Genomic DNA, 12,202 nt, shown 5'->3' with positions numbered 1-12,202 from the left:
ATTAAAGGGGAAAAATATACTCCTTCCTTTGAAAAAGGAAGGATGGGATGGATTTCATATTAAATCCCCCTCCATCCCCCTTTGTTAAAGGGGGAATATTTTGTATGACGCACCAACTCTGAGGCACAAGGTAATCTGCTTTTGTCGGTTTTTCAAAGAGGGGATTTTTTTTGTTCTTATTCCTTCCTTTAACAAATCCTGTCCGCCACGCTTTGTGGAGGAGAAGGTGGGCTCGCCCGTAGGGCTATGCCCGAGGGGATGGATTTTCATTTGTGCCTAACATAAAGGTTCTACTGACTTATTACTTTTTATTATACCATATTAATTGCTTTTGTATAAGATTTTTTAAAGAAATTTATCATTTCCTAATTGTTTTAGGGTTTACCTATGGTATGATATATTGGTTTAATTAAGTAAAAATTAAGACAAAAATTTTAAAATTACCAAATTATTATAAAAATGTACTTAATTTTAAATATAATTGCTTTTTTAGTTAGTATGTCAACCAGTATAGTAGATGTGTCTATTCCAATGTATCTCACTGAAAAATACAATGTGAGTAAATTCAGTATTGGACTTTCTGGCTTTTTAATAAATTTTTCATATACAATTACAACATTTATTTTTTCAAAATATGAAGAAGAAAAAATTTTCCCCTTTACAATTTTCTTTATTGGTTTATTTTATCTTTTATTATCTGCTTTGCCATGGAAAGTTTTTTTAATATCACTATTACTAATTGGGTTTCTATTTGGAAGATTCTGGCCAAATATTCAATTATCTTTCAGAAAAACAGAACCAAAACATACAGGATATTTTAATATTTCATGGTCATTTGGTGTTATTATTGGATTTTTCCTTTCAGGTTTTATTTATTCAATTAGAAATTCTTTACCATTTATTATATCGGGTTTGCTTCTTATAATTCTTGGTATTTACTTTATTTTATTCAAAAAAAATCATCTATCTCCTATTATAAATAAGAATAACTTTGAAGGAATTGAGAGAAAAAATATAAATAAAAAAGATATAAAAGATGTAAGAATTTTGAATTTTTTAAGTTATTTTGCAGTTGGTTATTCATTTTTTCTTTTTCCAAGATATGGACTTGAAATAAAATTATCACCTAAAAATATAAGTTTTCTTGTTTCTTCTCTTCAGGTTTTTAATTTTTTAACATTCTTTCTAATAAGAAATAAACCTGTTTTTAAAAATAAATTCTTTTTCCCTTTTGCCTGTTTTTTCTTTTCTCTGTCATTTTTTCTGTTTCTTTTTTTGAAAAAACCAGTTGAATTTTTAATTCCTTTTTCAATAATAGGTATATTAAGTGCTATTTCTTATCATAATAGTTTAATTTCACACCTAAAACTTGGATTTAAAACAGAGATACATGAATTTTTTATAGGATTAGGTAGTTCTATGGGTCCTATTTGCTGTGGTTTTTTAAGTAATATGTTTGAATTTAAAAATACATTTTTGATAGTATCTTCTATTTATGCTTTTCTTGGTATTTGTAAATTATTATTCTTAAAAAGTAATTAAAAAACATATAATTATAAATAAAATATCCAAAACTATCAGTATAAAAAATTATAAATTTCTGTAATTTTACCTGAAAATATTAATTTAAAATATTGAGGGTTTTTTTCAATCCATTCTTTTTCAATATAATATTCATCTTTTTTCAAAACTACCCAATCAATTTTTTTCTTTTTTAGTCCCATAAACCAGAGATTAAATGATGGGTCCTTTCTATAAATTTTTTCTGGATTTTCTTCAGAGAAAACAATTTTTCCTTTGTAAAAATGGACTGGATATGTTTCAACAGAATTTACAGATTGATAATAAAGATTATTGGAATAATTTTCTCCAAAAAATGGATATAAAAGAAACCCACCAACATAAGAGATATTTTTGTTTTTGCTTTTACCAACAAATTCCCACACATCAGCAAAGTCCTTATAAAATGTTCCCCATATTTTAAACTTGACTTTATTATATGAAAAAGTTGCAACAGGAAATAAATAAACGGAAAGATAGAGAAAAAAGAAAAAGAAGAAAATAAAATTAAAAATAGGAAATTTTTTAATCAAATAAAAAGAAATTGTAAAAATTGTAAAGATAATAAGGAAAAGATAAACATTTTGGTGGTTATAAGGAAAAAGGAGACAAAAGAAATAAAAAAGAAATAAAAAAGGAAGATATTGAAAGTATCCTTTTTGAAATGGAAAAACAAAGGCAATTGCACAAATTCCATAAATTGGAAGGAGATGTCTTATTTGATAATAATTAGGAGGAATTAAAATAAAATATCCCAAAATTATAAAAAAAGGAAGAAAAAATAAATAAGGGAATTTTCTTTTTTCTATACAATAAATAAAAATAGAAATAAATAGAAATAGAAACATAATAGAAATTATAAAAAAAGAAGGGTCTATATGAGATTGTGGGTGAAATAAAATTTTAAAGCAATTTATTGGAAGTCCCTTTTTGTAAATGTATGAGCCGGGAAAAATTGTAAATTTTCCAATAGAGATATTAGCCGGGTAAAATGGATTTTTTGTAACAATGAAATTTCTTATATATGAAAAAAATCCAAAGAAAAAGAAATAAACTAATGAGAAAAATATATCTTTTTTTATGTATTTCCCATCTCTTTTCTTAAAGAAAAAAGGAACTAAAAAAAGAAAATAAATTAAAGAAAGTGTTTTTATTGAAATTAAAATTGTACATGAAAGAATTGCTAAAACAATATATTTTTTCTTGTCTTTTAATAAAAAATAGATAGAAGCAAGAAAAGTTGAAGCCATCATAAGATCAACAAAGCATAGAGATGCTTCTTGAAAAATAGGTTTTATCATAGCAAAAATTAAAGAAGTTAGGAGTGATGAAATGTTTGAGAAAGAAAGTTCCTTGGAGATTAAAAAAACAGAAATAGTTCCCATAATAAGAAAAGGCAATTGCGTGAATTTAAGTAAAAAGTCCTTTTGTGAAAGTAAAGTAAAAAAATAAAATATTTCTCCCCCAAAGGGATAATAACTCATAGCAATATCAACAAAATAAAGAGGGCATAAAGAAATTGAGGATGTTTTTAAAAAGTGAACTGCAAAAGGAAGATGGTAAAGAAGTCCATCTGTTGCAAGAGGAGGTAGTAGAAAAGAAAGTTGAATACAGGCAAAGAAATAAAAAGAGAAAACAAGGGAAAAAATAATAATATTAAAGTTAGAAAAAGATGATGTTAAAAAGATTTTAATAGTTTCTTTTTTATATTTTAAAATAGAAATAATAACAGAAACAAGAGAAAAAAAGAAAAGAAATTTTAAATTTAAAATATGAAAAAGACCTAAAGCTATAGAAAAACAAAGTATTTGAGAATAAAAGATAATTAAAAAAATGAGCAAAAATTCTGGAAAATTATCTTTTTCACAAAGTTTTAGAGAATAAAAAATACTTGCAACTGAAAGAGAAATTAAAAGAAATATAAACAAACTCAAACTCCCTTGTCATAATTCCTATTTTATAAGTATTCCTGCATAACCAACTACCTGGTCCCTGTCACCTGAAGTTTCTCCACTTGTTGTATATCTTATGAGGTCTCCTTGTTGCGCTCCTAAAATTTTTGAAGCAACAATTGAGACAATTATTGGAGCATACCCACATATTGAAATTTCCCTTTCAAGTATCCTTTCAATTAAAAGGTCTTCATCTAAACAACAAATTGCTTCAATAGCATACTTATCATTTTCTTCAGCAATATCATGTGGTTTATAATGGGTCATATCAGAACTGGCAACAATTAGAACCTTTTCTCCAAGTTCTTTTATACTTTCAGCAATTGCCTCTCCTATTTCAATCCACGCCGGATTATCAATATATCCCATCAAAGTTATTGGAACAATCTTAAAATTACTTTTTACAACTTGAAGAAAAGGCAGTTGTACTTCAACAGAATGTTCTCTTTCATGAGCAAAATTATCTATTTGAAGATATCTACTTTTCTCAACAAGAAGATTAACAAGGTTCTTATTAACAGGAATTTTACCAATAGGAGTAAGCCACCAATCATAAGAAGCAACTGCATATGGTTCTCCATATCCAGTATGATTTGGACCGATAATTATAACAGTTTCAGGAACTACAATTTTTGAATAGACACTCCCTGCTGTTTTCCCAGAATAAATATAGCCCGCATGAGGAACCACTATTGATATTGCATCTTCTTTTTCATCATCTTTTTTGATAAACTCTTCAAGCATTCTTAAAAGTTGTGACTTTGAAGATGGATAAAAATAACCTGCTACTACTGGTTCTCTTACATTTTCCATAAAAATATTATACCTTTTAAAATGATAAACTTCAAACCAACGAATTGAGACATAATAAATCTACTCCAAAAGGTATGTTAGACAAGACAAAATAGGAATCTACTCGAAAAATAGGATTTAAATAGCACCTTCGGATAAAATAAGAAAAAACCGGAGGTGCAAATGAAAAAGGAATTAAAAATGGGAATAAGGAAGAAAATAAGTAAAAAATAGCAGAGAGGTATCAGAGAGCGAGGAAGAAAGAGAAGGGGTAAAATAAGGTGTAAAAATTGCAGATATGAATGGAAGAAATTTTTGAGGTGATTTTTAATATCTAAAAGGGTAAAAATGATAAAAGAGCAAACGGGATTATCAGAGTATAAAATTTTAAAATGTTGTAATAAAATAAGAGAAATTATGCAAAGAGATATTCCAAAGAATTTTGGATGGATAGTAGAAGTAAATGAGACATATTTTGGAAGACAATGGAAGAATAAAAATAAATAAGTTGCTTTTTTTGCTTTTGAAAAAAATTTGACATTTAAAAAATATGTTTTAAAATAATTTTAGTAATTAAATTTAGTGGCTAAAATCAAAATAACCCTTCTGGACCTGAAACATGAATAGAGATTAATAAGTATTTACTTCCACAAAGAAAATGTGTAAAAAAGTAATTTTTTTGGTATTTTTCTTACTTATAGGTTCTGTTTTTTCTGCTACAATTACAATTGAGAATTTATCTGTTTCTTCTTCTGTAAGTGAAATAACTATTCCTATAAAAATATCAAGTGAAGAAAAGTTTTCTGCTTTCCAATTTGATGTTTATTTTGATAAAGAGATTCTTAATTTTGATGGAATTTCAAATGGAGAACTTGTTTTTGATTGGAATGTTCTGGTAAATGAAGTATCAGAAGGAAATATAAGAATTGCTGGTTTTGACCCAAAACTTGAAGGTATTTCAGGAAATGGTGTGTTAGTATATGTCAGATTTTTAATTAAAAAAGGTGGTAAGGTAAATATGTCTATAAGAGGGATAAGATTATCTGATAAAGATGGGAAAAAACTAAATTGTATAGGGATTACATCTACTATCCAGATTGAAGGTGAAAAGGGGGAAACAAAAGAAAATGAAGATTCTCAAAGTTCTTTACCTGAAACACCAGAACTTTCTTCTCCAACATCAACTATTAAACCAATAATAAGAAATACACCAGGAGAAAGAATAACAAACCAGGGCAGAGAAAGTAATATTCCTGTTCGGTCAGAGAGAGAAACTTCAAAAAGTAAAACATATCAGGTAGAACAACAGGGAAATTTTGCTCCAACTTCAAATAATTGCATTCTTCTTGTTATGAGCGAATATGGAAATCCATCTCCTCCAAATGGTTTTACGACATTTACAAAAGGAGAAAGTGTTATTTGTAAGGTAGAGGATAGAGTGCCAATAAGTGAAATGGAAAAAGTTGTATGCACTGGTTATGAAGGAACTGGTGCTGCCAGAAATGGAAATTCAAATCAGGCAAATTTTATAATAACAGAGGACAGTAAAATTTTATGGAAATGGAAAAAAGTCCCAATGGAAAGGGAGTTTAATTTAAAATATGAAGAAAATGTGTATATTCCTTATGATAAAAATAAAATTGAAATACCTTTAAGTTGTGATTACTATGGTGGACTTAATTCAAAAATATTATTTGGGAAAGAAATAATTCCAGATGGTATTGAAATTGAATTTCCTGTGATAAATTATGAAAAGAATAAAGGAGAGATAGTAATCAAAGTGGACAAAAATAATGTAAAAGGAGGGAATTATAAAATTATTTTTTCTGCCTTTCCTGAAACTGAAGAAACAATGAAAAAAGAATTTCAAATAAATCTTTCTGTTGAAACAATTCTGGAAATTGAAAAACAAAAAAATGATGATAAAACATCTTTTTTATTTAAGTCAGATAAATTAGGTGATTTTAAAAATTTCTTCATTGAAATTGAAAAAAAAGGTAAAATAAAAATTGAAGATATAAAACCAGAAAAAACAGATATTATTATAAGAAAAAACTCTTTTTCAATTGCTGGTAATAAAGAAATATTTGATAAACTTGTTATTACATTATCAGGAGATGTAGAGAATTTAAAAATTGAAAAAGCAAAATTTATTGATAAAGATGGGGAATATATAAAAGTAAAAATACCTTTATGAGAAAATTTATATTTATCCTTTTCCTTTTTGTTTTTTTCTCTTTCTTTTCTGAAGCAACAATTTCAAAGTGGACAATTATGATTTATTTAGATGGAGACAATAACCTTGAAGAATATGCTTTGGATGACTTTTTAGAAATGAGTGAAATTAGTTCTGATGAAAATGTTAATATAGTTGTTCAATTTGATAGAATTTCTCGTTATGACAGTAGTTATGGGAATTGGACTGGTTGTAATAGATTTTATGTAACAAAGGGAATAGAACCAACAGAAGAAAATGCAATTTCTAACTGGGGAGATGGAAAAGGGGAGAGAGAAGTAAATATGGGAGACCCTGAAACACTGGCAAATTTTATTCTCTGGGCAAAAGAAAATTACCCAGCAGAAAAATATACTTTAATTTTATGGAATCACGGAGGTGGTTGGAGAGATTTATATCAGTCAATGTATCAAATAGCAGGTAAAGAAATACCTGTTTTAAAAGAAGTTTGTTATGATGATACAGACGGGGACTATCTTTCAACAAATGAAGTAAGACAGGCAATTGAAAATGCTGGTGGAGTGGATTTAATTGGATTTGATGCCTGTTTGATGGGTATGATTGAAGTTGCCTATGAGTTAAGTCCTTTCGCTTCTGTTATGGTCGCATCAGAAGAAGTTGAACCTGCCTCTGGCTGGGATTATGTTGAAATTTTAAGTGAATTGAAAGCACAACCATTATCTACATCTGAAGAATTCGGTGAAATAATTGTAAATTCATATTCTTATGATACACTTTCCGCAATTTCTCTTATAAATATACAACAACTTATAGATTCTTTAAATTATGTGTTAGATGAGATTATGAGCAGTGACATATATTTAGATATTTATTTAGTTAGAAGTGAGACAAAAAATTTTGATGAACTAACTTATATTGACCTTTATGATTTTTTTAATAAACTTTATCAGACAACAGAAAATGAAACATTAAAGTCAAAAATTGAGGAATTTCAAGATATTTTTAAGCAAACAGTTTTTTCTGATAATGAGGAAAGTGATAATTCTTATGGACTTTCAATTTACTTTCCTGATTATGGAGAAGTAATTGCTTTTGATTATAATGGGGAAACAATTTCTTTCCCAGAAAGTGCATTGTGGGATGAGTTTTTATCTGCTTTCTTAACTTCTGATTTATTTTCTTCTTTTACACTTGTTTTTTCAGAGGACTTTTCATCAGGTATTCCTGTTAACTGGACTATTGTTGATGGATATAATGATGGAAAAACATGGACATATACAAACCCTGGTAGAAGAAATTTGGATTTAAACTCTCCTTTTATGATTGTTGATAGTGATTGGGCAGGAACAGTTGATATGGATGAGGAACTTATAACCCCTTCTATTGATTTTACTTCATATGCTACCTGTTATTTAGAATTTAAAAATGTTTTTGAATATTATGAAAATGAAATAGGAGATGTTGACATAAAAATAGGAAATGGGCAATGGCAAAATTTAAAAAAATTTAAAAGACAGGATATAGAAGGAAAAGTAATTATTGATTTAACTTCAATATCTTCCGGGGAAAAAAATGTTCAAATAAGATGGCATTATTATAATGCAAATTGGGATTGGTATTGGGCAGTTGACGATATAAAAATATATGGGAAATTACCGGGAAAAGGAGATGTTGATAAAAGTGGGGGAATAGATATATCAGATGTAATATTATGTTTGAGGATGGCAATTGAATTAGACCCTCTAGATACTTCTCTGGCAGATATAAATGGAGATGGAGAAGTGGATATAACAGATGTAATTTTGATATTAAGAAGAGTAGTTGGACTTACCTGATAATTTGACAAACTCTTTATGAGGAAATAAAAACAGGCAGAAAATAAAAAAAACTCCATCCCAAAATATCCCCTTTTTGGGAAACCGACAAAAGTTGCTTACCTTGTGCCTCAGAGTTGGTGCGTCATCCCAAAATACTCCCCTCTTTTAGAAAGAGGGGTAGGGGGAGATTTAGAAATCCATCCTAACCTTCCTTTGTTAAAGGAAGGGATATTCCTTGTCCTGCGGGTTAGATATTGTGGCAAAAAGAGAGACCTTCCTTTGTTAAAGGAAGGAATATTCCCCCCTTTTAGAAAGGGGGGCTGAGGGGGATTTATAAATGAAAATCCCGTAAGTATAACTTATCACTTCGGCGTAGGGATGGTCTGTAAGCAAAACTCTAAACCCTTCTGTGTAAGACAATCCATTCCCTCGGGCATAGCCCTACGGGCGAGCTCCCCTTCTCCTCTCCGCCACTGATACTTTGGCGGACTATCGCACTAAAACATTGGCGGACATGCTTTATAAAGGGAAGGAGTAACTCCCCTCTTTTGTAAAGAGGGCTGTCCCTTACCCATAAGTTCCCCCTTTGAAAAACCGACTAAGGAAGCAGGGTTTAGCAGGGCAGAGTTGGTGCGTCATACAAAATATTCCCCCTTTAATAAAGGGGGATAGAGGGGGATTTAGAAATCCACCCCCGCCCTCCTTTGTCAAAGGAGGGAGCAATCGGAGAAAAAAGGTGGAAAGAGGGGGATTGAAAGAGGAGATACAGAGAAATCCATTCCCACCCTTCCTTTATAAAAGGAAGGAATTTATCGTAGTTTCCCCTTTTGTAAAGGGAGATTGTTGCCCCTCTTTTAGAAAGCATCTGTCCGACAAGATTTGTGGCGGAGAGGAGAAGGGGAGATTTAGCAAGCACAACGGAGCAAGTAGAAGTATAACCGCGTGAATTTAACTATCAGTAGCCGAATAGAACTGCAATGTTATACCAGAAGTAGAAGTATAACCGCGTGAATTTAACCCCCGCGGTAATACTAAAAAATACAAAAAAAGGAGAAAAGGAAAATGAAAAAAATTTTTATTGCAATATTGGTGTTTTTTTCTTTTATTTTCAAATGTAATGCTGCTACAAAAATTAGTGTTAGTTATAAAGGTCTTGATAGTGTTCATCTTCAATACGAAGTTGAAATTGGATACAAAGCAGATGAAATTAAAATTGTTTGTAGTGATGGAGAAGAAGCAGTTATAGGAAGTTTACCAGAGGGAGGAGGAAAACTTGAAGGGACAAAACTTCATAGTGAACTTACAGAAGGAAATTATACTTTCCAATTAGTAATTGATGGTGTTAATTATGGTTTGCCTGTATCAGTGAATATAAACGGAAAAATCGGGGGAACTCTCCTGTATAATGAAACAATAAACGATGTGGCAACTCTGGAAGGCAATGTTGTTGTCCCGGATGGTAAAACCTTGACTATAAAGAACAAACTTATCGGAAGCGCTTCATATAATTCTATTTATGTAGATGGAACAATAAATTTTCAAAGTGGTGCGGTATTGAATGGTGTGAATATCCATTTTCGGGGAGAGCAGTCAGTAAATATTGATAGCATAGGAGGAAATGGAGAACTGATTTTTTATCAAAAATCCACTGGTTCTAATATTGGGAATTGTAAAAGCAAATTTTTAATTACTGTCCAGCCAAATACTCTTGTATCTATTAACAAGTCAGAAATATATGGACTTCAACTATCAGAGGAGTCCTCTCTTTCCATCAAAGATTCAACGGTTTTATCAGAGTTTTCTATTTCAAAAATAAAGAGTTTTGAAGCGGAAAACACAACCTTTTTATCTCCTATTTCAATTAACGGAAGGAGTCCAAAATTTGAAAATTGCGAATTCGCCGATTTTGTTACCTTACACAACAGAAATGAAGCCGAATTTAAAGATTGTGTTTTTGGTTCAGACCTTGTTTTTGACGATTTCTCTGTATATGATTTGCCAAAATGGTCAGAGGACTCTTCAGTTCATCCCACTTTTTCCGGTAATAGTTTTGTTGGGCAGAGCGGCCCCAGGTTTGAAGGACTAAACGGACCTTTTACTCCGATTTACTTGGGAGATGATAATTATTATGGTGATAAAGCGCCGGTGATTGGTAATATGTTACGGACATTTTTAACCAGAGGAACGGAAATTAATACTCTGCATTTTCTTGTTTCTAATTGGAATAGTTCTGGGTCTGAAATGAAAAACAAAAAAAAGTTGCCTTCTTTCTGGGTAAATGATTATGTGGTCGGTCAGAATTGTCTGCCCCATCCTTCACCATGGTCAGGTAGAAAAGACCATACTCTTCTTAAAGGTAGAGAAACACTATTATCCCTTGATATAGCAACAAACTATGCAAATGTTTCAGGGGTGAAATTCAAAGCATATTTGGATGGAGATACAAAAGGAATAGACCCTGTAAATACAAATGTAATCCTGCATAGAGATATTTCAAATTTAGGCAAAGATATTTTTTATGGCAATACCACCGTTGATTTCATCATTCCGGCGACAGATAAGGATTCAATTTATATAGAAGTAAAAATAGATACAACAGGTATTGAGGGGTTTGATGATGCTCCTGATAAGGGTGTGAAACAAATCTTTCGTAAAACTTTAACATTTTCTTCTCCATATAGCAGGCAATTAAATATAGTTGTTCAGCCAGTTCAGTTATTTATTGCCGGATATACCAAAAGTGCGCCTGATGGTAAAGGCGTAGAGAATGCCCTGAAGAAACTCATACCGGCTATGCTGCCAATATCAAAAGAAAACATTAATATCTGGACCGCGCCGGTAACGACTTTTCATGGTGGAATATTATCAATGCTGAGCAGTGTCGCCCTTTTGAACCGAATAGCCAATACTCTCGCAGTCGCCCAGGGATTTATCAATACAACTGCTGCCGTGGGTGATTGGATAGCAGGGGAAGAAACGCCGCGGATTGATTTTGTAGTTGCAGTTTTGCCAAAAGGAGCGATGGGAGAAGGTATAACAGGAGCAAGTTTGAAGTTAAGGAGAGGCGTAATTTTTGTGGATGAAACTGCTCCTGATGCCGCTTTACATGAGTTGGGACATGGAATAGGACTTTATACAGGAGAAGAGCAATATGATGAATTTCCACCAGCAGGACTGCAAGTAGAAGGACTTACTGCTTTTATAAATGATGAATCTGCTGCCAATTCAATCAATGGTTTTAGAAATAGGTTTCTACATTTTCCAAGAAAAGGGCAGTCATGGTATGAGGATAAATACTGGTACGATATAATGGGTTCTTCTACCACTCTTATATGGCCAATTGAATCAACTTTTTCTGAATTTGAGAATTATTTTCAATCAACCCTCGGCACAAAAACAAAATCTGCAAGTTACAAAAAAGCAGAAGTTCCAACAGGTTATAGAAGAATTTTTATTTCCGCACAAACAGAAACACCTCCAGGAAGTCCTGGATATTATCAATTAATTCCAGAAACAATTTCTGTTTTTGATATAACAGAAATTGCAACAGGTAAAATAGATGTATCTTTGGAAATAGCCCCATATTATAATGATGATTACAAATTAGAATGTTTTAATAGTTCTGGAAAAAATATATACTCGCAGGAATTCACAACAGTTTCTCCATATAAAGGATGTAGGACTTCCGACTGGCCTAAAGAGAGTACTTTCTGCGGGACATTTGATATTCCAGAAGATACACAATCTATCCAGATTAGTGATACCTGGGGTGATATTTATTATGAATTTAACCGCACTGATTCTCTTCCTATAACAATTACATCTGTTCCCTCCGGCACATTATCAGATAGCGTAGATATTGCATGGACAACAACAAAACAGGC

The 12,202-nt window shown here is 31.0% G+C and carries 8 protein-coding genes; 6 read left to right on the top strand and 2 right to left on the bottom strand.

Annotated elements, in window-relative coordinates:
• The first annotated feature begins 459 nt into the window (after positions 1 to 459).
• Positions 460 to 1,542, top strand: a complete 1,083-nt coding sequence (locus tag PLW95_06430; protein ID HOV22299.1) for an MFS transporter — start codon at positions 460 to 462, stop codon at positions 1,540 to 1,542.
• Between the two features lie 35 nt (positions 1,543 to 1,577).
• On the opposite strand, the gene PLW95_06425 is transcribed toward PLW95_06430, so the two are convergent.
• Together PLW95_06425 and amrB are read right to left on the bottom strand one after the other, a co-directional pair.
• Entirely contained in the window at positions 1,578 to 3,488 is a 1,911-nt protein-coding gene (locus PLW95_06425) for a hypothetical protein (protein HOV22298.1), read from the bottom strand.
• Between the two features lie 24 nt (positions 3,489 to 3,512).
• Entirely contained in the window at positions 3,513 to 4,325 is an 813-nt protein-coding gene (gene amrB / locus PLW95_06420; protein HOV22297.1) for an AmmeMemoRadiSam system protein B, read from the bottom strand.
• A gap of 327 nt (positions 4,326 to 4,652) precedes the next feature.
• Between amrB and PLW95_06415 the strand changes: the two genes are divergently transcribed.
• The 5 genes from PLW95_06415 to PLW95_06395 all read left to right on the top strand — a co-directional run.
• On the top strand, positions 4,653 to 4,811 hold the full coding sequence (locus PLW95_06415; GenBank protein HOV22296.1) for a hypothetical protein: 159 nt from the start codon (positions 4,653 to 4,655) through the stop codon (positions 4,809 to 4,811).
• Between the two features lie 151 nt (positions 4,812 to 4,962).
• The gene (locus tag PLW95_06410; protein HOV22295.1) at positions 4,963 to 6,501 is read left to right on the top strand and encodes a cohesin domain-containing protein; all 1,539 of its coding nucleotides are present in this window, start codon (positions 4,963 to 4,965) and stop codon (positions 6,499 to 6,501) included.
• Positions 6,498 to 8,336, top strand: a complete 1,839-nt coding sequence (locus tag PLW95_06405) for a clostripain-related cysteine peptidase (GenBank protein ID HOV22294.1) — start codon at positions 6,498 to 6,500, stop codon at positions 8,334 to 8,336. The genes PLW95_06410 and PLW95_06405 overlap by 4 nt, the downstream gene beginning before the upstream one ends.
• 733 nt (positions 8,337 to 9,069) lie before the next feature.
• The gene (locus tag PLW95_06400) at positions 9,070 to 9,264 is read left to right on the top strand and encodes a hypothetical protein (protein ID HOV22293.1); all 195 of its coding nucleotides are present in this window, start codon (positions 9,070 to 9,072) and stop codon (positions 9,262 to 9,264) included.
• Positions 9,265 to 9,380: 116 nt separating this feature from the next.
• A partial coding sequence (locus tag PLW95_06395) for a hypothetical protein (GenBank protein HOV22292.1) occupies positions 9,381 to 12,202 on the top strand: 2,822 nt, incomplete at its 3' end.

The sequence above is a fragment of the bacterium genome, assembly GCA_035370465.1.
Lineage (GTDB): Bacteria > Ratteibacteria > UBA8468 > B48-G9 > JAFGKM01 > JAGGVW01.
This window is presented reverse-complemented; position numbering and strand designations above follow the sequence as displayed.

Coding starts and splice junctions, on each gene's coding strand:
- PLW95_06415 (HOV22296.1), top strand. CDS start 4,653: ATGATAAAAGAGCAAACGGGATTATCAGAGTATAAAATTTTAAAATGT.
- PLW95_06410 (HOV22295.1), top strand. CDS start 4,963: ATGTGTAAAAAAGTAATTTTTTTGGTATTTTTCTTACTTATAGGTTCT.
- PLW95_06430 (HOV22299.1), top strand. CDS start 460: ATGTACTTAATTTTAAATATAATTGCTTTTTTAGTTAGTATGTCAACC.
- amrB (HOV22297.1), bottom strand. CDS start 4,325: ATGGAAAATGTAAGAGAACCAGTAGTAGCAGGTTATTTTTATCCATCT.
- PLW95_06405 (HOV22294.1), top strand. CDS start 6,498: ATGAGAAAATTTATATTTATCCTTTTCCTTTTTGTTTTTTTCTCTTTC.